At 59.0% G+C, this 25,518-nt stretch carries 15 protein-coding genes and 2 pseudogenes; 9 read left to right on the forward strand and 8 right to left on the reverse strand.

What is annotated here, in order from left to right:
• Nucleotides 1–85 precede the first annotated feature (85 nt).
• The gene (locus F8N80_RS19930) at nucleotides 86–1,507 is read right to left on the reverse strand and encodes an amino acid permease (protein ID WP_150745041.1); all 1,422 of its coding nucleotides are present in this window, start codon (nucleotides 1,505–1,507) and stop codon (nucleotides 86–88) included.
• Nucleotides 1,508–2,060: 553 nt separating this feature from the next.
• On the opposite strand from F8N80_RS19930, the gene F8N80_RS19935 reads away from it, so the two are divergent.
• Nucleotides 2,061–5,198 (forward strand): transglycosylase domain-containing protein, encoded by a 3,138-nt coding sequence (locus F8N80_RS19935; RefSeq protein WP_150784543.1) that lies wholly within the window; start codon nucleotides 2,061–2,063, stop codon nucleotides 5,196–5,198.
• A gap of 378 nt (nucleotides 5,199–5,576) precedes the next feature.
• Nucleotides 5,577–10,481 (forward strand): NEL-type E3 ubiquitin ligase domain-containing protein, encoded by a 4,905-nt coding sequence (locus F8N80_RS19940; protein ID WP_369074131.1) that lies wholly within the window; start codon nucleotides 5,577–5,579, stop codon nucleotides 10,479–10,481.
• Between the two features lie 79 nt (nucleotides 10,482–10,560).
• On the opposite strand, the gene F8N80_RS19945 is transcribed toward F8N80_RS19940, so the two are convergent.
• From F8N80_RS19945 to F8N80_RS19965, 5 genes and pseudogenes are all read right to left on the reverse strand, one after another.
• A complete protein-coding gene (locus F8N80_RS19945) occupies nucleotides 10,561–11,829 on the reverse strand; it encodes a hypothetical protein (RefSeq protein ID WP_150784579.1) in 1,269 nt (422 codons plus the stop codon).
• A gap of 46 nt (nucleotides 11,830–11,875) precedes the next feature.
• On the reverse strand, nucleotides 11,876–12,376 hold the full coding sequence (locus tag F8N80_RS19950; RefSeq protein WP_150784545.1) for a CS1 type fimbrial major subunit: 501 nt from the start codon (nucleotides 12,374–12,376) through the stop codon (nucleotides 11,876–11,878).
• A 33-nt stretch (nucleotides 12,377–12,409) separates the two neighbouring features.
• Nucleotides 12,410–13,030 (reverse strand): annotated as a pseudogene (locus tag F8N80_RS19955) (molecular chaperone); the annotation flags it as partial.
• Nucleotides 13,026–15,167 (reverse strand): annotated as a pseudogene (locus F8N80_RS19960) (TcfC E-set like domain-containing protein); the annotation flags it as partial. The pseudogenes F8N80_RS19955 and F8N80_RS19960, both read right to left, overlap by 5 nt.
• A 111-nt stretch (nucleotides 15,168–15,278) precedes the next feature.
• Nucleotides 15,279–15,773: a CS1 type fimbrial major subunit gene (locus F8N80_RS19965; RefSeq protein WP_150745033.1), complete on the reverse strand. Its 495-nt coding sequence runs from the start codon at nucleotides 15,771–15,773 to the stop codon at nucleotides 15,279–15,281.
• 35 nt (nucleotides 15,774–15,808) lie between these two features.
• Between F8N80_RS19965 and F8N80_RS31225 the strand changes: the two genes are divergently transcribed.
• The 3 genes from F8N80_RS31225 to F8N80_RS19975 all read left to right on the forward strand — a co-directional run bounded on the left by F8N80_RS31225 (nucleotide 15,809) and on the right by F8N80_RS19975 (nucleotide 17,630).
• Nucleotides 15,809–15,982, forward strand: coding sequence for a hypothetical protein (locus F8N80_RS31225; protein ID WP_191632953.1), 174 nt, complete (start codon nucleotides 15,809–15,811; stop codon nucleotides 15,980–15,982).
• 290 nt (nucleotides 15,983–16,272) lie between these two features.
• Nucleotides 16,273–16,848, forward strand: coding sequence for a PadR family transcriptional regulator (locus F8N80_RS19970; RefSeq protein ID WP_150784546.1), 576 nt, complete (start codon nucleotides 16,273–16,275; stop codon nucleotides 16,846–16,848).
• Nucleotides 16,845–17,630 carry a siderophore-interacting protein gene (locus F8N80_RS19975; RefSeq protein WP_150784547.1) on the forward strand — a complete coding sequence of 262 codons (786 nt, stop codon included), beginning with the start codon at nucleotides 16,845–16,847 and terminating at the stop codon, nucleotides 17,628–17,630. The genes F8N80_RS19970 and F8N80_RS19975 overlap by 4 nt, the downstream gene beginning before the upstream one ends.
• Nucleotides 17,631–17,870: 240 nt before the next feature.
• On the opposite strand, the gene F8N80_RS19980 is transcribed toward F8N80_RS19975, so the two are convergent.
• Both F8N80_RS19980 and F8N80_RS19985 read right to left on the reverse strand, forming a co-directional pair.
• The gene (locus tag F8N80_RS19980; RefSeq protein ID WP_150745030.1) at nucleotides 17,871–18,530 is read right to left on the reverse strand and encodes a Pr6Pr family membrane protein; all 660 of its coding nucleotides are present in this window, start codon (nucleotides 18,528–18,530) and stop codon (nucleotides 17,871–17,873) included.
• Nucleotides 18,531–18,532: 2 nt separating this feature from the next.
• A complete protein-coding gene (locus tag F8N80_RS19985; RefSeq protein WP_150745029.1) occupies nucleotides 18,533–18,763 on the reverse strand; it encodes a VF530 family DNA-binding protein in 231 nt (76 codons plus the stop codon).
• Between the two features lie 495 nt (nucleotides 18,764–19,258).
• Here F8N80_RS19985 and F8N80_RS19990 point away from each other — a divergent pair, with 495 nt between their 5' ends.
• From F8N80_RS19990 to F8N80_RS20005, 4 genes are all read left to right on the forward strand, one after another.
• Nucleotides 19,259–20,641, forward strand: a complete 1,383-nt coding sequence (locus F8N80_RS19990) for a carbohydrate porin (protein ID WP_150784548.1) — start codon at nucleotides 19,259–19,261, stop codon at nucleotides 20,639–20,641.
• 216 nt (nucleotides 20,642–20,857) lie between these two features.
• On the forward strand, nucleotides 20,858–23,269 hold the full coding sequence (locus F8N80_RS19995) for a glucose/quinate/shikimate family membrane-bound PQQ-dependent dehydrogenase (protein WP_150784549.1): 2,412 nt from the start codon (nucleotides 20,858–20,860) through the stop codon (nucleotides 23,267–23,269).
• Between the two features lie 534 nt (nucleotides 23,270–23,803).
• The gene (locus tag F8N80_RS20000; protein ID WP_150784550.1) at nucleotides 23,804–24,166 is read left to right on the forward strand and encodes a DUF6124 family protein; all 363 of its coding nucleotides are present in this window, start codon (nucleotides 23,804–23,806) and stop codon (nucleotides 24,164–24,166) included.
• A 123-nt stretch (nucleotides 24,167–24,289) separates the two neighbouring features.
• Nucleotides 24,290–25,516 carry a hydroxymethylglutaryl-CoA reductase gene (locus tag F8N80_RS20005; protein WP_150784551.1) on the forward strand — a complete coding sequence of 409 codons (1,227 nt, stop codon included), beginning with the start codon at nucleotides 24,290–24,292 and terminating at the stop codon, nucleotides 25,514–25,516.
• Nucleotides 25,517–25,518 lie beyond the last annotated feature (2 nt).

A 25,518-nucleotide genomic window follows, 5' to 3' on the forward strand; every position in this document is an offset into this window, starting at 1 on the left:
TCAGACCAGTGGTCTCTTGATCCTCCATAACGCAAAAGCCCCGATCATTGACCAGGGCTTTTGCATTTCAAGCGTGTCGACTCACTTATGAAGCCGAACGCACTGCTCCTTGCGACACATTGGTCGGTTGCAGCTTGAACACGTAGAACAATACCGTCAGCAGTACCAGGAACGCCGGGCCGACATAGAGTGCCACGCGGGTGTCCGGGAAGTAGGCCATCAGCCCGACCACCAGCACCAGGAACGCCAGCGCCAGGTACGAGCTGATCGGGAACAGCCACATTTTGTATTTCAGGCCCGCACGTTCGCTGGCGCTCAGGCCTTTGCGGAACTTGAGTTGGGCCAGCAGGATCATCACCCAGGTCCAGATCGCGCCGAAGGTGGCAATCGCGGTGACCCAGACGAAGACTTTCTCCGGCACCAGGTAGTTGAGCAGCACGCCCAGCAACAAGGCACCGATCGACAGCAGCAGCGCACGGCGCGGCACGCCATTGCTGGAGGTCGTGGCAAAACCGGCTGGGGCCTGGCCGTTCTGCGCCAGGCTGTAGAGCATGCGCCCGGTGCTGAAGATGCCGCCGTTGCAGGACGAGAGTGCGGCAGTGATCACCACGAAATTGATGATGCCAGCAGCGGTCTTGATGCCCAGACGCTCGAAGGTCATCACGAACGGGCTGCCCTGGGTGCCGATTTCGTTCCACGGGTAGATCGACAGGATCACGAACAACGCACCGACGTAGAACAGCAGAATCCGCCAGAACACCGAGCCGATCGCGTTGGGAATGGTCTTCTGCGGGTTCTTCGCTTCCCCGGCAGTCAGGCCGATCATCTCGACGCCGAGGTAGGCGAACATCACCATTTGCAGGGACATCAACACGCCTTGCACGCCGTTTGGCATGAAGCCGCCATGGGCCCAGAGATTGGAAATCCCCAGCGCCACGCCGTCGTTGCCAAAGCCGAACGCGATCACGCCGATACCGCCCACCACCATCGCAATGATGGTGACGATCTTGATCAGGGCGAACCAGAACTCGAACTCACCGAAGGCTTTTACTGCGATCAGGTTGATCGAGCCCATGCTGATCAACGCCGCGAGTGCCCAGATCCAGCGCGGCACGTCGGGGAACCAGACGCCCATGTACACCGCCACCGCGGTGATTTCCGCGACGCAGGTCACCAGCCACAGGAACCAGTAGTTCCAGCCGGTGAGGAAGCCCGCCAGGGGGCCGAGGTAGTCTTGGGCATAACGGCTGAAGGAGCCGGCGACCGGGTTATGCACGGCCATCTCGCCGAGGGCGCGCATGATCACCAGGATCGCCAGACCGCCGATGATGTAGGACAGCATGATGGCCGGGCCGGCCATTTCGATGGCCTTGGCCGAACCGAGGAACAGGCCGACGCCGATACAGGCACCGAGCGCCATCAAGCGAATATGCCGTTCGCCGAGTTCGCGTTTAAGCGGGCCGCCCTGAGCGGTCTCGCCGTGGGGCAGGTGATTGCCGACTGGCATAGGGGTACAACCTCGTCTTGTTATTGGATATGACCACCGAGTGTCGAAGCGCCGGCCGATAAGCCATTGCTTGCCTGAAACCGGGTCTACTTCGTGGGCAGAACCGTCCTGCAGGACAAAACCTCCAGGATCAGCGGGGCGTGCAGTATAAAAAGCTTCGTAGAGGGTTTTTCACTCTATAAACCACAACATTCAGCGAGAACTCTCGGGAAAGGTCCAGTTTACGGAGGGGCATTACCTGGCTTGTGTAGGATTATTCGCTGCGCAAACGGCGCGGAGCATTGCACAGCATTGGTGCACCGTCATGATCCATACAGGCAGTATTTACGCGGCGATGGCTCTATTCAGCGCACCTCAGGCTATTCAGACCTAATATTGAGCAAGTTCTTGTGGCGAGCTCCCTTGCCACAAAGCCCTCTTGCCACAGCAGGCTTCCTGACCACAAACAAAGTGAATCCACGAAATTTGGGTGTTCACAATTTTTTCACCAACGCCATCCACCGTCTAAGCTTCAATCAAGTCCGATCAATCTGCGGGAATGGATCAGTCGACTATGGGCGCTGTATGGCAAACCGATTCGAGTAAAACTGTGGTTTCGACTGAACGAGTGGATGAAGCGCCTTTACCTGAAAAACCTGGCCGTTCCCGGCACGGCTGGGGGGCATTCTGGTTGTTGCTGCTGATTATCGCGATTGTCGTGGGGCTGGCTGCGGCCAAGGAAATGCGCACCTCGAAGTTTCAATCCCGGGAAGTCAGCAAATTTGCCTCGTCCCTGAAATATGACATGCAACCCGGACCCAGCGACGCCATTCACTACCCCGGCGCCGGGCCTTTCGATCTGCGTTTGGGCTACAGCTCCCTGGACGAGTTCCTGCCACGGCTGCTCAAGCGTGACTACGTCATTGCCTCGCAAACCCGTTTTTCCGAGGCGCTGATGAACTACAGCGACAAGGGCTTTTTCGTGCCCTATCCAGAGAAAATCCAAGCTGGATTGTCGATCACCGATTGCCGTGCGGCACCGCTATACCAGTACAAATACCCGCAACAACTGTACTCAAGCTTCGAGGCGATCCCGCCAGTGGTGGTCAGCAGTCTGCTGTTCATTGAAAACCGCTTCCTGCTCGACCCTCGTCAACCCCAGGCCAACCCCGCCGTGGATTGGCCTCGGTTCGGCATGGCGGCGTGGTCCCAGGTCGCTAAATTGCTGCACCTGCCGGGCCAGTCGGCGGGGGGCAGTACCCTGGCGACCCAGCTTGAGAAATACCGGCACTCGCCCGATGGCTTGACCGTCTCGGGCGCGGAGAAAATTCGCCAGATGATTTCCGCCAGCGTGCGCGCCTATCAGGCCGGGCCGGATACCCTCGAGGCCCGGCAGAAGGTGATTCGCGATTACCTCAACAGCGTGCCCCTGTCAGCCGTGCCGGGTCACGGTGAAGTGCATGGCATGGCCGAAGGTTTGCGCGTCTGGTACGGCGCCGACTTCAATGAGGCCAACGAACGGCTGACCAGCACGGCGACAGATCCGAAAACCATGGCGGAAAAAGGCCTGGCCCTGCGTGAAATGCTGTCACTGATGATTGCCCAGCGCCGTCCTTCCCATTACCTGACCAAGGGCCATGATGAATTGGCCAGCCTCACCGACAGCCACATTCGCCTGCTGGCCCAGAATGGCGTGATCGATGCGCCCCTTGCGAAAGCGGCATTGGCCAGCAAGGTGACCTACCGGGATTGGCTGACCCAGCCCACTATCCAGCCGATTGAAACCAACAAGGGCATCAGCGTGGCGCGCAGTCGTCTCGGCGGGTTGCTCAATCGTCCGCTGTACGACCTCGATCGCCTCGATCTCTCGGCGACCAGTACCTTGCAAGGCGATCTGCAAGCCCAAGCCACCGAGTACCTCAAGCACCTGGCCGACCCGGCCTTCGCGGCACAGATCGGCTTGATCGGTGAACGCCTGTTGACCCCCACCAGCACCGCGCAGGTGCGCTACAGCTTCACCCTGTTTGAACTGACGCCAGACGGCTCACGAGTGCGAGTGCAGACCGACAGCACCGACCAGCCGTTCGACATCAACGAAGGCAGCAAACTGGAATTGGGTTCCACGGCAAAAATGCGTGTGCTCACCACCTACCTGCAGATCATCGCCGAGCTGCACGATAAATATGCCACGATGACCGTCCCGGAACTGAAGAAAGTCGACGTCCCGGACCAGGACCGCCTGAGCCGCTGGGCCGTCGACTACCTGATCCAGAATAAAGACCACAACCTGTCGACCATGCTGGGCGCCGCCCTGGACCGCAAATACTCCGCCAGCCCCGGGGAAGCTTTTTTCACCGGTGGCGGGCTGCACACCTTCGTCAACTTTCGCAAGGAAGACAACGGCCGCCTCCCGACGCTGCGCGATGCCCTGCGTGAGTCGATCAACCTGCCGTTCATTCGGCTGATGCGTGATCTGGTGCGCTACACCACGTATTCAGGGCCCAACAACAGTGCCGAACTGCTCAAGGACGATAGCGACCCGCGGCGTCAGGAATACCTGGCCTCGTTCGCCGACCGTGAAGGCACCTCGTTCCTGCTCAAGTTCTGGAAGAAATACAAGAACAAGGACACCCGGGCACGGCTCGAGACGTTCCTCGACGGCATGCGCCCGACCCCGATTCGCATGGCCGCCGTGCATCGTTATCTATTCCCCCAGGCCAACCAGGAAAGCTTCAACAGCTTCGTGCGTTCGCACCTAAAAGGCGCCAAGCTCACCGAAAAACTCACCGACGAACGTCTTGAGCGGCTGTACCTGAGTTACGGACCCGGCTCGTATGACCTGCCGGACCAGGGCTTCATTGCCAAGGTGCACCCGCTGGATCTGTGGCTGATCGGCTACCTGTTGAATAACCCCGATGCCAAGTTCAGCCAGATCGTCAAAGCCAGCCAGTTCGAACGCCAGGAGGTCTACAGCTGGCTGTTCAAAAGCCGGCACAAGGGCGCCCGCGACAGTCGCATCCGCACCATGCTGGAGATCGAGGCGTTCCTCGACATTCACCAGCGCTGGCAGAAAGTCGGCTACCCCTTCGATCACCTGGTGCCATCGCTGGCCACCGCTATCGGCAGCTCGGGCGATCGCCCGGCGGCGTTGGCCGAGCTGATCGGCACCATTCTCAACGACGGGGTACGGATGCCGACATTGCGCATCGACAGCCTGCACTTCGCGGCGAACACCCCGTATGAGACCCGATTGATCAGTAATCCGGACGCCGGCAAACGGGTGATGCCATCCGAGGTGGCCTCGGCCATGCGCGAGGCCTTGTCGCAGGTGGTGGATGCCGGCACGGCCAAACGGGTCTCCGGCAGTTTCATCACGCCCGACGGCAAACCGTTGGCCATGGGCGGCAAGACCGGCACCGGCGATAACCGTATCGAAGCCATCGGTTCCGGCGGGCGGATCCTGAGCTCGAAATCGATCAACCGCACCGCGACCTTCGTGTTCTATATCGGCGATACCCACTTCGGCACCATGACCGCGTTCGTGCCCGGGCGCACGGCCGAAGCGTTCAAGTTCACCTCGGCGTTGCCGGTGCAGGTGCTCAAGGGCATGGCGCCGATTCTGACGCCCTACCTGCAACCGGGTAGCGCGTCACAATGCCACCCGGTGGACGGTTCGTCCGTGGCGGCAGCCGATCCGATACCGCGACGCTGAATTTATCCTTCGGCAGGTGGTATTTATATATTTTTCATATTCGAATCTTCACCAGATCACGGGCAAAAAGCGACGTTTGAGCAGCGATATTCAGACTTTTATTTAGAGCCGCGACAGATAGGCTGATCATTCTTAAAACGATCAAGGATGATTGCCATGTCTGATACTCCCACGCCTGCCGAAAATACCAATAAAGGCCGGCACTACGACTTCATCAAGAATGCCATCGGCGCCCCCTTCAAAACCGCCACCCTCAACAGGGGCCTGGCCCTGGCGGCCACTCCACTGCAGATGCAGCCGTGGTACACCACCGCGCCCGCCACCCTGCATGCCAAGCTCAAGGCCGCCAACCTCAAGGCCTGGGGCTCGCAGAACCAGGTGGATCAACTGTTCAAACACCTGCTGGACGTGCATTCGTTTGCCAAGCCCCTGCTCCAGGCGAAACTCAGGGAACGCTACGGCATCGAGCATGACGTCAGCACGACTTACCTGCGCCTGTACCTGCCCAAGGATTTGCCCTGGTATACGCATGACGTGACAGGCGGTGTCACGACCCGGACCGTGTCCCTGCTGGATGCGGCGCTGCACAACTTCGCCAAGACCGAAACGGTCCATGCCGACTCGCAGTTCATCAGCAAGCCCGACGATCGCGGGCACTTCGATGTCATCGCGATCAAGCACAAAATGACCATCAGCCAGTTCCAGGCACTGTGCCGGGACCTGGATCTCGGCGCGCTTTACAAGGAGCACCTCGACAGCTATCTGCTGCCCGGCGAACCGGTCGCCGAAGCCGTCATGAAGCTTAAGGTGACCGAAAGCCAGAAAGATGCACTCACTGTCGCCGCGCAGCTGGCATTGACCGTTGGCGATATCCAGTACGATGCCTACAAGCTGATGCTGGATCTGGCCAAGGACGAACCTGCGCTAGTGCTCAATGGCAGGCAGATGCGCTGCTGCGACCTGTCGATGATGGAAATCCGTCTGACCGGCATTATCCTGCTGATTCCTGCGGTGCCCGGCCGCGGCGGCATTCGACGGCTCATTGCGTACGTCCCCCATGACCCGGATCACCCGCTCAAGGAGTACGACTCACCCGAAGCGTTCATGACTGAACTGGCGCGTCAGTTACGCGAAAACAAAGTCGGCGCATCATCGAAGCAGAGTTATCGACAATTCTTCAGCCAGTTCGTCGATCAGCAACAGCGCGGGCACTTTTTCGCCGACCTCGATCGACGTCTCGTGACCGTCAGGTGGCATGACAAAGAGGATCCGACGGATCAGAGCCCGCCGTGGCGCGAGGATCCCGTGGCTCGCCCCCACCTGCAATTCCAGCACCTGCCCTATTCCGCAAATCACTGGGAACACGCCTACCGGCAAAAACTCAACAAGATCCTCAACGATGCACGCGAGATCGCCGTGTCCACCGCCGACACGGACAGCAACGCGCGCTGGGCCTGGTGGGACAACTTCAAGAAAATCGTCTCGGACATTTTCAACGTCGCGCTGTTGATCGCCACGCCGTTCGTGCCGTATGTGGGCGAACTGATGATGGCCTACACCGTTTATCAACTGACCAGCGACGTCATCGAGGGGATCGTCGACCTGGCCGAGGGCCTCGCCCTGGAAGCGGCCGAACAGGTGATCGGCGTGGCGACGGATGTCATGCAACTGGTGGGGTTTGCGGCGGGCGCGAAGCTCGGCAACGCTTTTCGGCTCAAACTGTGGCCACGAGTGGAGGGCATGAAAGCGGTCAAGCTGCCCGATGGCAAACCAACACTGTGGCATCCCGATCTCGCCCCTTACGAACAGAAGAACGTCACCCTCTCGGAGGATTCAAAACCCAACGAGCACGGCCTGCATCGACACGCCAATCAGGACATTCTGCCACTGGACGACAAGCTCTACGTCGTCGAAAAAGTCTCGCAAGCGCCCACCTCCCGAACGCATCGAATCAAGCATCCCACCCGCCCCAATGCCTACGCGCCCAAGCTGGAACACAACGGCCATGGCGCCTGGGTGCACGAGGCGGAAAACCCGGGCAGCTGGGAAGGCGAAACCTTGATGCGCCGCCTGGGGCACAAGGTCGATCGCTTCTCGTCCACGGAACTGGAGCAGATCCGCATCAGCAGCGGCACCGAGGACAATGCGCTGCGCCGGATGCATGTCGAACATGCGGCGCCTGCGCCGGTGCTGGCCGACACGATCAAGCGCTTCAGCGCGTACGACGAGGTCCGGGTTGCCAGTGCGAATATTCGCGCAGGGCAACCGATCGATCCAGCCTCCCTCTGGTTTGAACGGATGCTGACAGGGCTGCCAGAATGGCCTTCCGCACGGGCACTGGAGGTGTTTGAAAAGGCTGACCTGACAGGCAGCTCGCGCAAATACGGCAACGCCAATGCAACGGACACCGATACGTTGGGCATAAGTCTGGCCGATGTCATGTCCGGCAAACTGCCCGAACGCGTCGTGGCTTTTTTGAATGACACCGAGGTCACGACCTTGCTCGGTCGCGAGGTGCCTGGCGCCGATCGCACCCAGGCCTTGCGGGATCGATTGGCGGACACCGTTGATGAACGTAAAGGCGAGATCACCCGATACCTATACCGGGCTGGCGAACGGTCAAACCAGGCGCAGGTCAGCCTGCTCAGGCAAACGTTCCCCGACCTGCCGCTGCCCTTCACGGAAACGCTCCTGACCCACGCCTCGGCAGCCGAGCGGCAACGAATGACGGATGACAATCGCCTGCCGCTACGCATTAAAACCCAGGCACGGGAATTCAACTTCGAAGCCACCACCGCTCGCGCTTATGACGGCTTTTATCATGATCAGCTGGTGCTGCCGGAGACCGAGCGGTTGGCGCTGAACACGCTCAAATTCAATACCGACAGCTTCGCCGATTTGCGCATCGAGGTGCGTGACGGCACCTATGACGGCACGCTACGCTGCAGCGTCGGCCCGGATGACGCCGCGACGGTTCGGCGACTGATCAGGGACGAACAGGCTCAGTACGAGGTGCTCGACGGCGCCAACAAGCCCCTCCATGCCGCCGATGACTTCTACGAATCGATTCTGCGCGCCCTGCCTGATGACCAACGCATGGCCGTGGGGTACACCCGCGGTCAGGGCCGTCTGTTCAAGCGCTGGCTCATGGAAAAATCTGCGCCGGCGGCCGAACGTCGAACGGTGATGGCCGAACCGCCGATTCGTCCGGTTGCCAGCATTGAAACCGAGAATCTGGTGCGGGGCCCTTGGCGTTTTTTTAGAGCAAGGACCCTCGAAGAAAAGGTCAGAGAGTTACACCCCTCTTTCAGCGATCAAGAAGTGACTGGCTTTATTGAGGCATTACGGGTCAAGGGCGACCCCGACCAGGCCCTTGACCGGCGCAAAGACGAACTCGATGAATTACGCACTATTTTACAAAAGTGGCGTCAAGATCAACATCCCATTATGGATAGCTCGGATGTAGCCAACCCTATCAATAACTTTCACGACTTTCTTCGAAACGGCGGCAGTCACATTTCTGAACGACTCCTTGAATGCTTCGAACGCAAGAGTAAGGCATTCGGCGAACACAATACCCACCCGGAAAGCGGCTATACGTTGGACCTGTCCTCAGAGTTCATGGGGCCGAATCTTGATCGCTGGTGGAACGATCTGCGTGAACAACCCAATATCAAAAAGTATCTCGACCAGATTACCGTGCTGAATCTGGACAACGCGCGCTTTTCCGCCGACGCTGGCGGCCTGTTGAACGACTTTTCCAACGTGCGTCATTTGAGCGCTCGCTCCAGCAACCTGAAAAAGCTGCCTGCCGATATCGGCAGGATGCATTTGCTTGAAACCTTGCGCCTGACAAACAACGACATCAGGTTGACGCCTGACTCCGCCAGGCAATTGGGTGACCTCACTCGCCTGGAAACATTGAGGCTGGACAACAATCCACTAATGCAGCCCCTGGATGTCGGACGCATGCGCCGATTGAAAATCCTGAGCCTTAAAACCACCGGCCTCGACACCTGGCCGGAACACCTGTTCATGGACGGGATCATCGCCAAACATCGCCCGCGTGGCTTTCATCTCGACCTGCGGGGCAGTCCGATCAAAACGGTGCCAAACGTCGTTCGTGGCTCGGATCACGCACTCATCGTGGCCCGCACGCAACTGGACACCCGGAAGCTTAACGATGTCGATCGAGTCCTTTTGGGAGACTACCGCCAGTCGGTAGGCTTGTCCCCTGAACAAGCCTACGAACCCGTTGCAACCAATGAGATAGCCCATTGGAGGTCGTTACCGGACGACACAGGTATGCATCGTTCCTCAACCGGGGTCGGGACATACAGGGACGAGTCCTGGAGTGATGTGGCGTCTGAGCCCGACTCCGACGGTTTTTTCAGGGTTATCCGCAGGCAAAGAGAGAGCTCGGATTACCAGGATCCTCAGGCACGCAAACAGCTCACCAGGCGAGTCTGGGAGATGATCGATGCCGCGGCATTGGACTCCCGCCTGCGCAAGAAACTGTTCACAATCGCCAGCGAGCCATTTACTTGCGCTGATGCAGGGTCACAACTGTTCAACAACATGGGGATAAAAGTCCTGGTATCCAAGGCATACACAGACTCGATATCTGCGGCGGATCTTGAAACCAGGCTTGTCAAACTGGCCAAGGGCGCTGCTCGTCTGGATCAGGTGGGAGAAATTGCCAGAGCCGAGTACCGCGCTCAGGCCGAGAAACATCGAAACGACGCGGGTTATCCCAAGCCGGATGAAGTGGAAGTACACCTGGCGTTTGAGACCGGACTGGCCAAGCGGCTGGATTTACCCTGGCAGTCTGAAGCCATGCTGTATCGCCGCACCGCGCGCGTGGACCAGAAAATGATCGACACTGCCTACGAGACGATTATCGAACGGGAGAGTGGTGACGGGTTGGTCAACGGGATGATTGATTCATTCTGGCAACAACATTTACGAAACACCCATCCGGCGGAGTTCGCCGCGAATGATCGTCTGTTCAAAGGAAAACAAGAGCTCGTCGACGACTTGCACCTGGCCCAACAAGACTGGGTGAGTACAACAGATCCGAAAGACTTGGCCTCGCGCCAAAGAACCCTGGAAAGGTTGGCCGGGGAACTGGATGTTCCGCAGACCGACGTGTTTACCGAAGACCGGGACGAGATTGCGCGGCTGTATGAGCGGCTTATATCAGACCTGGGCTATGCTCGAGATGAGTTGGCCAGAAAGCTGACCCGCGAAGCGATGGAAAGAGTCGGGATTCATCCGCTGTAACGCGCCTTGAATGTAGTCGACCAACCCCAGGCCAGCCCCGAGTCTGATCCACTCGGGGCTGTTTTCTTCGGCAGGTTGTTCAGCCCACTTCCGAATCCCAGATAACCGTGACATTGCCTGAATAGCTTCGGGATATGCCCGGCTTGAGCATTTCCTCAACCGCCTCGCGGGCCACTTCGAAATGCAAGGTGCCGGGTTTGCGATCAAGGTAAAAACCAGGCTGAAAAAATTCGCTGCCAACACCATCACGCCGCAGTAAACGACGACTGACGGGTTGCCCCGCCGCATCCGCCAGCCCATCAGGCAAGGTAACGCTGACTTCAAGTGGCACCGGATGGCCGGCGTTCGGTTCCCACAATGCACAATTATTGCCGCTGGCGTACTGGCATTGCAGGTTCATTTTGAAACGGCTCGACGCAGAGATATTGAATGTCTGATCGCGGAACAAACGTATCGGTTTACGACCCTGTGTCAGCCAGGATTGCCAGCCGCCTTGCGGCTCTAGCACCACACGATTGCCCCCGGGGGGAAGGTCGACTTTCAGTGTGTGATTCACGACCAGCAGAAAGTTGAGGGTCAGCAGGCTGTCTGCCGGGATCATGACGTCGCCCATGTCGAAATCCTGGCCAGGACCGACGGAATACGTAATGGACCCGGTGTACTCACCAGAGACCATTTTCAGCGGATCCGGGGTGCGTAATTCATAAGCGTATACAAAATATTGATAGCGCAAGGCGAGTGGGATATCGAATTTCGCCTTCTTGCTGCAAACCCCGGCTCCCTCGGGGACTTTCCAGAAACTGTTGTAGCCATGCGGACCCGCAGAGGACCATCCCACGCCCTGACACGGCGCCGGCGCATAAACCCATCCCCCACCTTCCCATAAATCATCCCACCATCCTCCTCCCGTCAACTCGACCACAGACAAGGGAATCTGTGTCTCATGGCCAATACCGGCAATCCTCAACTCCAGGTTTTTGGTATCACCCGAAGCGTGAGTAACCGTAATGTTGTTCCAGTCAGAAGGTACTTTGGCCATTCCGCCCTGACGTGGATCGGCATGATTGTTCCTGATCGGCGCATTGGCGGTAAATGGAATACGCGCGACAAGGCTGAACAGGCCTGAAGGCTCACAGGCTTGCGGCACCTGACGACAAAAGCCCTCGGACGGCGTCTGGTTCTTGAACTGATTTTTTTGCGGGTTCGAAGAATCCGGCTGGAACGTGGCCTCGATGTTATGCACCTCGGCCCTCGCGACGACTGCAAACAGGGCAAACAGGGCAAACAACAGACCGAGCCGAGCCGCGCCCCGCCACCATTCATGGGATTCAGTGCTGCTAAAATTCATCGGGTTGTGCTCCTGAAATAAGGCCTTTTTTTCATGGTCCACGCGCTCACTCCCCAGGCGCCCTTGCACTGAACAACAACAGAACATTGCCGCTGTAGTCCCCCGGCCGGTATCCACCGTCAGGTTTTACCGGTTCAATCTGCAGCATCACTCGCTTGCCCACCGCCGCGTCCTGCGCAGAAAGCACTTGTCGCGGGGCAATGTCAGGGCTCAATTCAACACCGTTGAAACTGACCCGCAGCGCAATATCGTCACCCGGCGTGCCGTTCGACAGGAAGGGCGCGGCTTCCAGGCGCGCTTCAATCGCGCTGGTGTCATGTCGCACATCGAAATTCTTGCGCACACTGCTCAGGGTCGAGTTCGAGAGATTCCAGTTCAGCCGCTGCGGCCGGTGAATCCAGTCCGATTCAGCCGGGATCACGTAAAACGCGAGCGTCGGGATGGCCACGGACACCTCGAAGGTGTGCTCTTCCCGGGCAGCCCAGGTCAAAGATCCCGTCAGTACGGTCATTACCGTCAGCGCGACGGCGGCGCAGTGCTTGATCATGTTCGATACCCGTTGCGTCAATGGAAAGCAGGTCTATCGGCTCACTACCTTCAGGTCTTTTTTAAGCTCGCCTTCGATCAGCTTGAAGCGGTATTCGCGTCCCTTTTCCTTGTCGAATCCAAATACCTTGCCCGCCATGACGTGGTGTTTGGTGGTCGCGCCACAGTTGGACTCATTGCTCAATGAACAGCTTTTGAACTCGTCGACGATGAGTACCGTATTGCCGTTATTGCGCAGCTCGTAGCGGTGATCGGTTTCATTGACGGCGGTCTCGAAGCGCGCGTCTGTTGGCCGTACGAAAAAGACCGTGCCGAACCCGGTCATCACGTTGACGCCGGCAGACAGGTTTTTCTTGTAGTCTTCGCGCTCTTCGCTGCTGACCAGAAACTCATCTTCCTTTTCCGGCACCACGGGCACGAACCGCACCCGGAAGTAGCGCTCACGGTCACGCTCGCCCATGTACAACAGGCGGGTGCCTTGCATGCCCTGGGCCGGCACGATCAGGCGCGCCGGGCTGGCCATCACCCCGTTGCGCGAGGCGCCGTCGGCGGCGGCCTCGACCGGGATTTCCCTGGGTGTGCCGTCGGCGTCATAAACGATTTCCAGCACGCTGACCTTGACGAATGCGGTGCTGTCGCCGCTGTTGAATGCCCTCGAAGTCGAAACTCACCGAACTGTTCTGGTACGCGGTGATCGGGATGAAGTTGCGCCCCGGCTTCAACGCCGCGCTGCCGCCGCTGTAATCGTCGGCGCGCAGGGCAATGTCATCGATGTCCGACTCCACGTCGACGATCAGCCCCGCACCGCGCATCTCATGCTGACTGGTCAGCATCATTTTCTCTGCGCCGATGGCCAGGGTGCTGTCCAGGTTCAGGCCACCGGTGAAGTTGCCGTTATAGGACGAGCGCTGGAGAAAACCATCGCCATTGATTTGATCGGTGCGAAAGTTCGCCAGGCTGGACATGCCGACGCCATAGGTGTCGGTGAGTGCGGTCACCGAGACGTTTTGCAGTACATGATCCTTCAGGTCTTTACGCCAGCCGAGGGAGGCATTGTTGTCGCGACTGCCATCCCGGGCCGTGCGCGAGCCGATGCTGCCGGTGATCTGCTGACCCGGCGCGCCCATTGCCAGGTTGATGCTCAGGTCGACCCCGCGATTGCGCGCACTGCCGCTGCTATAGCTGCCCGGTCGGTCGAACAGCGACAGCCGCCAGTTGCCATCGCTGCCAAACAGCGTGGTGCGCTGGTTCCAGCCCAGGTCCAGGCCGACGCCTTCGACGTTGCCCTCGCTGTGGGACACCCGGGCATTGATCGAACTTTTGCTGCTGAGCCGATGGTTGAGCGCCAGCGACGAGTTGCTGGTCTCACCGACGAACACATTGCGCTGACGTATGCGGGTGCCGTCCGGCAGGGTTTCGTAGAGGTCAGTGGTGTCCAGCCAACTGCGGTTGTGGCTGATCACCAGGCTGCCGGATCCATAGTTATAGAGGCTTTGCAGATCGAGGCCGGTGCCATGATCTTGCGTCTGGTACACGTTGGCGTACAGGCTGAGGTGATTGGCCAGGGTCCAGTCGATGGAACTGCCATATTGCAGTTTTTCGCGAATCTGCCGCGCCGACAGCCCGAGAATGACTCGCGGGTGCATCAGGTAATTGACCGATGCCCCTGCTGTGGCACTGCCGCTGGACTGCTGATCCCAGTTGCTGAGCAGTTTGCTTTCTTCGCCGGCGAACAGATTGTAGCGCCAGCGATCGTCGAGGTTGCGCCAGTTGCTGGGCTTGTACACCAGCTCCTGGGTGGTGGAGGTGATCTGGCCGTCTTCGACCAGGCGTACCTCCACTTCGTAGATGCCGCCGGGCAACGGACGGGTGTCGAGGGTCTGTAAACCGGCGGGTACCGACTGCGTGTTGAGCAACAGACCGTCGCGATAGATCTCCACCGAACCCTGGCGATTGGCCGTGACATAGATCGGATAGACGCTGGGCATCGGACTGTTGATCGCCAGGCTGTCGGAGCTGCCGTACATGACGCCGACAGCGGTATCGGGGCTGGTGCCAAACGTGCGCGGTTGGCGTGTCAGCCCTTCGGAATTGGGGGTGAAATAGCCCAGGCGCAGGAAGCTGCCTTGCAGTTCGCGCTGGGTGTAAAGCTCATGCACCGCATGATAGAGCTTGTCATCGGGACCGCCGAGGCGGGCCAATTGCATATTGAACGTCTGGCTCCAGTTGCCCAGGCTGGCGCTGGCTTCAAGGCCATAGCGTCCGCCCAGATCCTGATCCTGGCCACCATTGAGGTTGAGCTGGTTACGGACCATCAAACCGCGGCTGCCGCCTTCGGGCTGTTCGAAGTAACGCTTGGCTTGCACGTCCCGTTCAGCGTTTTCGGTGAGGATCGAGACCAACGAGTTTTCCAGGTTGTAATGCACGGCCAGCACCTGATCCGGACACGAACCGGTGCAATTGCCTAACGCCACACCCGGCTTCAAGTAACTCGCCCATTTTTCCCGCTCGACGGGGCCGAAGCGGTTTTCGCTGGTGTCGGTAAATTCGAGCAGGGTGATGCGATCGTCACGAGACAGCACCACCATCGCCTCCCCCAGCGGCTGTTGATCGAGTTCCACCCGAACAGCCAGAGGCACATCAAAGAAATGCTCCTCGAAATCCGCCGGCAGGCCTTTGGCCTGGGCCAACAGGCTGCGCGGCGTCGTACCGGCGGAAGAAACGGGAGCCGCCACTGCACTGGCACAAAACAACAGCGCAAGCGCAGCCGCGATGGGTATCATCGGGAACATGAACTCTTACTCTGATTACGAACAAGTTGAAGTCCGACGTGGCAAACACTGCTGTTTGCCCCGTCGGCTAACGCGACGTGTAATGTCAGCGTTTGTTGACTGATCGCTTGATCAACGAGTAACGACCGGCGGAACGGCGTCGAAGGTCATTGCTACGACGCCGGTGTAATCGCCCGGGGCAGGAATGGTGGCATCCTTAAGAGCAATGTTCAGCGATGCACGGAAGTTGACATCCGACTCAGCTTCGCCCACAACCGGTTTCGGCGTGGTCGTCAGTTCGACGTTATTGATGGTGACCTTCAGATCAGCGGTATCTGCGCCAGAAATCAGCCTTGGGGTGCTGTCCAGGCTGGCGTGGACCGAACCGTTGTTGTTACGGATATCGAAGAAGCCATTGACCTCGCCCATTTTGCCGGTTTCTGGCTTGTAGCTCATATCCTGATCCTTGTTAACCAGATCAGGGTTGGTAGGCACTACGTAGAAACCATCGGTCGGCACATGAGCAATGACGCTGATCGAGTGAGCGGCTTCACCGGCAGCGAATGCCCCGGACGAACCCAGTGCCAGAAGAGCCAGAGGAGCAGCGATTGCGAATTTCTTGAACATTGTTAAGTACCTGTTTTCTTAATGGAGGCGGTTCATTGAAAGTAAAAAAAGCGTCCCCTTGTCGGATCGCTTTACTTCAACTTTCAACGCCGGTGCATCTTCGGCTTCCTGATCCGGAAAGTAAGCAGGCAACTTCCGATGAGCGCGTAGTTCAACCACCCCACGACTGGAAGGAAAAAGATACAAAAAATACAAATATAAAACAGTGACTGTAAGTTACGACCTACAGACAGTTTGATTGAAAAAACCATACAGCAATTTGCACTATATAAATCGGTAACTTGCAGACAATTAGAATACTAACTCTACAATTATTAGAGTAATAGCTTCAACTTTCAGAAAAATTCCGTTCGTGTGAAATATCCTGCTGGCCCTTTGTAATTTCCCTCGCTGGGTGCAGCGCCGCTGGTCAGCTGATTTCAGCGCTTCTCAAAAACGTCTTCCGTCTCGATAAGATATATCTTACGCTGTATCTAAACATGACAACGAGAAGGAAAAAATGAGAGACCATCATTCCCCCCACCGTGAACACGGTGATGGCCGCGACGGCTTTGAGAAACGCCCGGGCCGCGAACGCGGTGGACGCGGCCCACGGGTTTTCGCCCCCGGCGACCTGAAATTGCTGCTGTTGGCGCTGATCGCCGAACAGCCGTGCCATGGCTACGACTTGATCCGCCAGATCGAAGGCATGTTCGACGGCGCCTACAGCCCCAGCCCCGGTGTGATCTACCCGACCCTGACCTTTCTGGAGGAAAGCGAAATGATTCAGGGCGACGCCGAGGGCGGAAAAAAACGCTACCGCGTGACCGACGCCGGCTGCGTTTCCCTGGGTGAGCAAGCCATTGCCCTGGACGGCGTACGCATGCGCATTGATGTCAGCAAACGTTCATTGCGTGGCTATGACCGCCCGGCCGAGATCCACGAAGCGGTGCATAACTTGCGGCATGCCCTGCAACTGCATCACGGGCGCTGGAGCGCGCAAGAGATCCTGCGGGTTGCCGCGCTGCTCAATAACACCGCCAAAGCCATCGTCGACGGCCCCGCCGTTGCCACTGCATCGGAGAAAAGCGAATGACTGAAGTGATCGCGCACACCATTCACCGTGTCATGCACGAAATCAAGCGTCGTCGCCTGGAAGTATTGCGGGTGGTCGAACTGACCCCGCGGATGCGCCGGATTACCTTGGGCGGCCCTGAGCTGGCGGGCTTCGTCAGCCTTGGCACGGACGATCACGTCAAACTGCTGTTCCCGCAGAATGCAGCGGAACAGGCGACGCTGGAAACCCTGGTACTCGGTGCCGGCAAAGACCACGGGCCGATGCCCGCGATGCGCGACTACACCCCACGCCGCTATGACCTCGACTCGCTGGAACTGGACATCGACTTCGTGCTGCACGGCGACGGCCCGGCCGCGACCTGGGCCGAACAGGCCGAGCCCGGCCAGTTCCTGCACGTCGGCGGGCCACGGGGTTCGATGATCGTGCCGGATATGTTCGACAGCTACCTGCTGATCGGCGACGAGACCGCCCTGCCCGCCATCGCTCGACGCCTGGAAGGCCTGGCGGCCAACCGGAGGGCACTGGTGATCGTGGAAGTGGAGAACGGCGCCGAACAACAACGGCTCGAGAGCCCGGCGCAGGTCGATGTGATCTGGGTATTGCGCGAAGGTGGCAGGAACAACCTGCTGACCACTGTGAAACAGCTGCAGGTGCCCGGCGGCAATCTGTATGCCTGGGTCGCGACCGAAAGCAAAGTGTCGCGGCAGATTCGCCGGGTATTGCTGGATGAGCATGGGCTGGACGAGCACTTCGTCAAAGCGGTTGGCTATTGGCGGCTGGATGACAGCGAAGAGGAGTAACAGCCTTTAGGGCCTCTTCGCGAGCAGGCTCGCACAGGAAATTTGTCGTACCTGAATGTTGAGTACGACGAAAACTCAATGTGTGCGGGCTTGCTCGCGAAGGCGGTGTGTCAGGCGACATCAATAATGACTGGGCCGCCGTCTTCGCGAGCAAGTCGGATCGCCGCACCGCCGCTCCCACAGGGATTTCGCTTAACTGACTGGCATTAGGGCTTGCCCGCGAAAGCGATTTCAACATCGCTACAGGTCTCCCCCCTTGCCAATTCGTCCCCGCCATCGATCCAACCCGATCAACAGCAGTGCAACCACCACAAACCCCACCAGCAACCCACCCGCATTGATAAACACCTGTGGATAACCCAACTTGTCCACGTTAATAAAGGGATACGGGTAAACCGCCAGCACATGCCCGCGAAACAGTGAGTATGCGAAGTACACCAGTGGATAAATCACCCACAGGCACAGGTGTGGCAGGCGTAACATGCCTTTGGGCACGCAGCACCACCAATAGATCAGAAACAGCAGCGGCATGACGTCATGCATCAGTTCATCGGCCAGAAACTGCCAGCCTTCGGGGTGCCACAGATGGCGCAGCAACACGCTATACGCCAGGCCGACCACGGCAATACTCACCGCCACGCCACTGCTCACCCCCGGCTGCAAAAACCAGCGTCGCGCCGCCGACTCGCGGGACGTCAGCTCACACGTCAGCACAGTGGCCACCAGGGTGTTCGTCAGCACGGTGAAATAGCTGAAGAAACTCACCAACCCGCCAAGCAGGCTGGCCTCGATACTCCAGCGCATATAAAAAATCAGGTACAGCTGAATGCTCAATCCCGCCCAACCGAGGATGGCAGCCACGGCAACGAAGCGACGCCGCGCGGCAGACGGGCTGACCATATTCAGACCGGACGCTTGGTGCGCATCAACTTCACGTACAAGCGCTCAACCTTCTCCCGCGCCCACGGGGTTTTGCGCAGAAAGGTCAGGCTCGACTTGATAGTCGGGTCGCTCTTGAAGCAGCGGATATCGATGCGCTCGGCCAGCCCCGACCATTGGTAGTGCTCAACCAGGGCATTGAGGATCTGCTCCAGCGTCACGCCGTGCAGCGGGTTGTTGTTCTGTTCGGTCATGCCAGGCCTTCGAGCGAGTAGGAATTGGAAGCCGCGCACCTTAGCCGAGGGCTTCATCCGGGGAAAGCGCTCTGTGCGCTATCTCATAAATGTAGGTGAACCTGTAGGAGCGGGGTTGCCAGCGAAGGCAATTTCATAGGCGACAACGATATTGACTGACACACCGCTTTCGCTGGCAAGCCAGCTCTTATAGAACAAAATTTATCTCATTGATTTTTAAGATAAATTATTTGCCGATTTATCGGCATGTTCTCTGCGCGAAAGCGCAGCCTCTTCGCAGGCTGGGCGGCCTCCTACAGGGGATCTTCGGTGGATATGGGATTTGTGTATCCGCTGACTGTTACCGATTCCGAAAGGCTGCATGTCAGTAAAAGCCCTTTCTCTATTTGTAACAGGACATTATCCTTACACCCGTCAAGCTGAAACGCTTCCGCTGCCCGCTTCATCCCTGCTGCTTTCAGTTCATCCCAGAAAAAGATCAAGAATTCCTTCTCTATGCCTTATTTGCAATCCTCGAAAGACAGCGCTGTCTGCATGACTGTTGCCGGCCGAAAAGCCCTGAACATAATGGGCGGTTTCGCCGCTGTAAGCCTCGCGACCTGCGTTCAGGCTGCCCCGGCGTTCGACAGTGATTCGCCGTGGATGCTCGGCGACTGGAACGGCACGCGTACCGAGCTATCGGAAAAAGGCTACGACTTCAAAGTCGATTACACCGGTGAAATGGGCAGCAACCTGCACGGCGGCTACGACCATGATCGCACCGCCCGCTACAGCGATCAGTTCGGCTTTGGCACCCACCTGGACCTGCAAAAGATTCTCGGTTGGGACGACGCCGAATTCCAGCTGACCATCACCGAGCGCAATGGCAACAACATCAGCAACGACCGGATCAACGACCCACGGGTCGGTGGCTTCACCTCGGCCCAGGAAGTCTGGGGCCGTGGCCAGACCTGGCGTCTGACGCAGATGTGGTATCAGCAGAAATTCTTCGATCAGAAGCTCGACATCAAGGTCGGTCGCTTCGGCGAGGGCGAAGACTTCAACAGCTTCCCCTGCGACTTCCAGAACCTGGCGTTCTGTGGCTCGCAGGTCGGTAACTGGGTCGGGGGCATCTGGTACAACTGGCCCGTCAGCCAGTGGGCGATGCGGGTCAAATATCATCTGACGCCGCAGCTTTACGCGCAGATCGGCGCTTACGAGCAAAACCCGTCGAACCTCGATCGCGATAATGGTTTCAAGCTCAGTGGCAGTGGTACCCAAGGCGCAATCTTGCCTGTGGAACTGGTGTGGTCGCCGAAGCTCAATGGCCTGCCGGGTGAATACCGCGCGGGTTATTACTACAGCAACGCCAATGCCACCGACGCCTACAAAGACAGCAATGGCCAGCCCGCGGCCCTGAGCGGCGAAGCCTACCGCAGCGCCTCGAGCAAGCACGGTGTGTGGCTCGGTGTGCAACAGCAACTGACCAGCCGCGCCAGCGACCACTCTCGCGGCCTGAGCGTGTTCGCCAACGGCACGATGCACGACAAGAAGACCAATGCCATCGACAACTATGTCCAGGCCGGCGTCGTCTACAAAGGGCTGTTCGATGCCCGCGCCAGGGACGATATCGGTTTCGCCGTCGCCCGGGTTCACGTCAACCCGGCGTATCGCAAGAACGCCGAGGCAACCAACCAGGCTCGCGCGGTATCCGATTACGACGACCCGTCGTTCCTGCCACCGCAAGACACCGAATACAGCGCCGAACTCTATTACGGCGTGCACGTCACGAACTGGCTGACCGTGCGTCCGAACCTGCAATACATCCGCCACCCCGGTGGCGTGGACCAGGTCGATGACGCGCTGATTGGCGGGATCAAGATCCAGTCGTCTTTCTAACCAACACCACAACCCCCCTGTAGGAGCGAGGCTTGCCCGCGAAGGCGATCTATTGATCGACATCTATGTTGAATGTTCATCCGTCTTCGCGGGCAAGCCACGCTCCTACAGGAAATGCGTCGTCTAAACAGTTTCTATATGAACCCTGCCCGCACAGGATCGTCATCTACAGTGAACTTGCGCGGGACTACTTAAAACGTCACGGAGAACCACACTATGAGCACTGATGGTGCTTTGAGTCGAAGCCGTCTGCTGCCGAGCCTGCTCGGCATCCTGCTTCTGCTAATGGGCCTGGCCATGCTGGCCGGGGGGATCAAGCTGAGCCTGCTCGGCGGCTCGCTGTATTACCTGCTGGCCGGTATCGGCCTGGCACTGACCGGCGCGCTGCTGATTGCCGCCCGCCGCGCTGCACTGGGTCTGTACGCACTGGTGCTGTTTGCCAGCACCGTGTGGGCCCTGTGGGAAGTCGGCCTCGACTGGTGGCAACTGGTGCCGCGCCTGGCCATGCTGTTTGCACTGGGCATTGTCATGCTGCTGCCGTGGTTCCGTCGTCCGCTGTTGCGCGCAGGCGCCGCGCCGATGGGCACCGGCGCGCTGAGCGTGGCCGTGGTGCTGGCGGGCGTTGCCGCGCTGGCCAGCCAGTTCACCAACCCCGGTGAAATCAAAGGCCAACTGGACCGCGACAGCGTGCCGGGCATGACCAACACCGCCCCGGCCATGCCGGACGGTGACTGGAACTCCTACGGCCGCAGCGCCCACGGCGATCGTTACTCGCCACTGGCCCAGATCACCCCGCAGAACGTGAACAAACTGGTACCAGCCTGGACCTACCGCACCGGCGACCTGCCAGGGCCGAATGACCCGGGCGAAACCACCGCCGAAAACACTCCGCTGAAAGTCAACGGCATGCTCTACGTGTGCACGCCGCACAGCCAAGTGATCGCCCTGGACCCGGACACCGGCAAGGAAATCTGGCGTTTCGATCCGAAGCTCTCCACGCAAAACGCGGCGAACTTCAAGGGTTGGGCGCACATGACCTGCCGTGGGGTGACCTATCACGATGACGCCGTCTACGCCTCCGCGCAGAGCCCGACCGGCACGGCCAGCACGACGCCCGTCAGCACCGTCTGCCCACGTCGCATCTTCCTGCCGACCGCCGATACGCGCCTGATCGCCCTCGACGCCGACACTGGCAAGATGTGCGAAGACTTCGGCGACAAAGGCCAGGTCGACCTGCGCGCCAACATCGGCGGCTTTACCGCCGGCGGTTACTACTCCACCTCGCCACCGGCGGTCACCAAGGATCTGGTGGTGATTGGCGGCCACGTCACCGACAACGTCTCCATCGACGAGCCAAGCGGCGTGATCCGCGCGTTCGACGTGCACACCGGCAAGCTGGTGTGGAACTGGGACAGCGGCAACCCGGACGACACCACCCCGATTGCCGAAGGCGAGGTCTACACCCGCAATTCGCCGAACATGTGGTCCATGTTCGCGGTCGATGAAAAACTCGGCATGCTTTACCTGCCGATGGGCAACCAGACCCCGGATCAGTTCGGTGGCGATCGTACCCCTGAATCGGAACTGCATGCCGCCGGCCTGACCGCCCTCGACATCGCGACCGGGCAGGTGCGCTGGCACATGCAGTTCACCCACCATGACCTGTGGGACATGGACGTCGGTGGCCAACCCACCCTGATGGACCTGAAAACCGCCAACGGCGTGAAGCCGGCCGTCCTGGCGTCCACCAAGCAAGGCAGCATCTACGTGCTGGACCGCAGCACCGGCGAACCGATCGTGCCAATCCACGAAGTGCCGGTCCCGCAAGGCGCTGTCGAAGGCGATCGTACCTCGCCGACCCAGCCGAAGTCCGAGCTGAACCTGATGCCGCCGCCGTTGCAAGAGCGCGACATGTGGGGCGTCACTCCGTTCGACCAGCTGATCTGCCGGATCGACTTCAAGTCCATGCGCTACGACGGCCCGTTCACCCCGCCATCGCTGCAAGGCTCGATTGTCTATCCAGGCAACTTCGGCGTGTTCGACTGGGGCGGTATCGCGGTTGACCCGGTGCGTCAGATCGCGTTCGTGAACCCGAGCTACATGGCGTTCAAATCGACCATGATCCCGGCTTCGCAAATCGCCGCCCAAGGCCCGCGTAAAAGCGAAACCGAAGGCGTGCAGCCGAACAAAGGCGCGCCGTACGGCGTGGTCCTCGAAGCGCTGCTGTCGCCAATGGGCCTGCCGTGCCAGGCGCCAACCTGGGGTTACGTGGCCGCGATCGACCTGACCACCAGCAAAACCATCTGGATGCACAAGAACGGCACCGTGCGCGACAGCTCGCCGGTTCCAATTCCCCTGAGCATGGGCGTACCAAGCCTGGGCGGCACCATCACCACTGCCAGTGGCGTGGGCTTCCTCAGCGGTACGCTCGACCAGTACCTGCGTGCCTATGACGTGAAAAACGGCAAGCAACTGTGGGAAGGCCGCCTGCCAGCCGGCGCGCAAACCACGCCGATGACCTACACCGGCAAGGACGGCAAGCAATATGTGCTGGTCGTAGCCGGCGGTCACGGGTCGTTGGGCACCAAGCAGGGTGACTATGTGATTGCGTACAAACTGTCCGAGTAAGGTTTAGCGGCAGTCAAATCAAAGGCGACTCCTGCGAGGGGGTCGCCTTTTTTGTGAATGCACTCCCCGCAACACCGCAAATCAAATGTGGGAGCGGGCTTGCTCGCGAAAGCGGTGGGTCAGCCAACACAGATGCTGAATGTTAAACAGCCTTCGCGAGCAAGCCCGCTCCCACATTTGATCGTGATCGGCCTGAAAAAATCTGCACACGTCCTACAGAGTTGTAGTTCTGAAGGATGTTTCCGACAAGCTCTATCGGTTGTGATGTCGGAAGTTGGCGAGATAGGCTTTGGAAGTCGCTGAAAATCAGCGACCGGGCGTCGCGGCCCGAATTAGCTTACTTGGTGCATAATCACCCGCCCAATCGACAATCCTTCAATGCTTGTCGTTTGGTCTTATGGTGGCTGTGCGTGGGATACCTTCGGGTATGCCGGGTTTTCCAAGTAGCTCGGTCCGCGAACCTGCGCACAGCTGCCACCTTTGATTGCGTCGCGGCGATCAATGGCAGCTCCATTACCTACTTGGAGCTTCACCATGTTCAAACCATCCCCGAACCCCCCCGAAACCGACGCCGTTTCCCCCTGCGAATCCGCCGATTCAAACAAACTCAATGAAGCCGCCGAACGCGCCCTCGACTTCCACTTCCCGTCGAATGCCGACATCAAAGCCACGCCGCGCACGCCCAGCACCTTGTTCACAGTGGACCCAAAGGCCACGACCGAAACCCTCGTGGTTTATCTGGTCGAGACGCTGGCCTCGGTCGATGTGATGGTCCATCACCTGGTGGACCATCTTGACGGCGGGTCGCGCAATGCCCTGCTGGGTATTTCAAACAGCATCATGCTCGCGGAGATCACGGCAAATCGGCTGTTGGATCAAATTGATCCACCGCAATAAGCGCACAATAACTAATCGATCTAAAAAACTGGCAACAATGACAGTAGCTGTCCTCTGCCCCCCCAAGGAAGATCGTCAGTACGCGCACAACCGTTCGCACCCGCTGATCTTTTGGAGCCTGCCATGCCCCACACCCAATTTCGCACTCACTGGACAGAGGCGTTGGTCAAGGGTGAGATCGGCTTGCACCAGTTGCCTGCGACGCTGTCACGCAAGGAAGCCTCTCGCGTGCGGCGTGAGGCTTTGCAACGTATCACTGGATCGCCGCTCGGCATGATCGGTGACTACACCTTCGATGCGCAGCGCGCCAAGTGCGAGAACTTTATCGGTGCCATTCAGATTCCCGTGGGGGTCGCCGGCCCCCTGCTGGTCAATGGCCGGGCCATCACCGCTCGAGAACCGGTTTATGCACCGCTTGCCACCACCGAAGGCGCGTTGATCGCCAGTGTTTCCAGGGGATGCAGCGCGTTGCGTGCTGCCGGAGGTGCGGTGGTCCGGGTCGACGATGTGGGGATCACTCGAGCACCGGTCTTTCGCTCCAGCGGCATCATCCAGACCCAGGCTTTCCTGGCCTGGGTACAAACCCACTTCGACGAGATCAAACAACTGTGCGAGCAGGACAGCCACCACCTGACGTTGCAGGACATCGCACCGGCTGCGGTTGGCTGCACGATCTATCTGCGTTTTCGCTTCAACAGCGCCGATGCAATGGGCATGAATATGGCGAGCATCGCTTGCGACAGAGCCATCACTGAACTGATTAGCCCCGCAACGGGCGTACCCTGCATCAGCATATCGGGCAATTACTGCACCGACAAAAAACCAGCGATGGTTAACTTCCTCAATGGTCGGGGTAAACGCATTTATGCCGAAGCCTGCCTGAGCTCCGATATCGTGCGCGACATCCTGAAAACCGATGCCGCATCGCTGTGTGAGGTCCAATACCGCAAGAACTTGCTCGGTTCGGCCATGGCGGGGGCGATTGGCTGTAACGCCCATCACGCAAATATTCTTGCAGCCTTTTTTATCGCCACTGGACAAGACGTCGCTCAAGTGGCGGAAAGTGCCATGGGAATAACCTGCATCGAAGACAGGGGAAATGGGGCCCTGTATGCGTCAATCCTGTTGCCGGATACGCCCTTGGGCACCGTCGGTGGCGGTACCGGCCTCTGTACCCAACGAGAAGCGCTGGCATTGATGGGGATTGTTCCGGGGGCCAAGGCACCGGGCGTCGACACGTTGCGCCTGGCAGAAATACTCGGCGCACTGGTGTTGGCCGGTGAACTGTCGATCATGGCTGCCCAGGCGTCTCATCACCTGGTCCAGGCCCATGTGCAACTGGGCCGCTGAAC

The organism is Pseudomonas fluorescens, assembly GCF_902497995.1.
Taxonomy (GTDB): Bacteria; Pseudomonadota; Gammaproteobacteria; order Pseudomonadales; family Pseudomonadaceae; genus Aquipseudomonas; species Aquipseudomonas fluorescens_BK.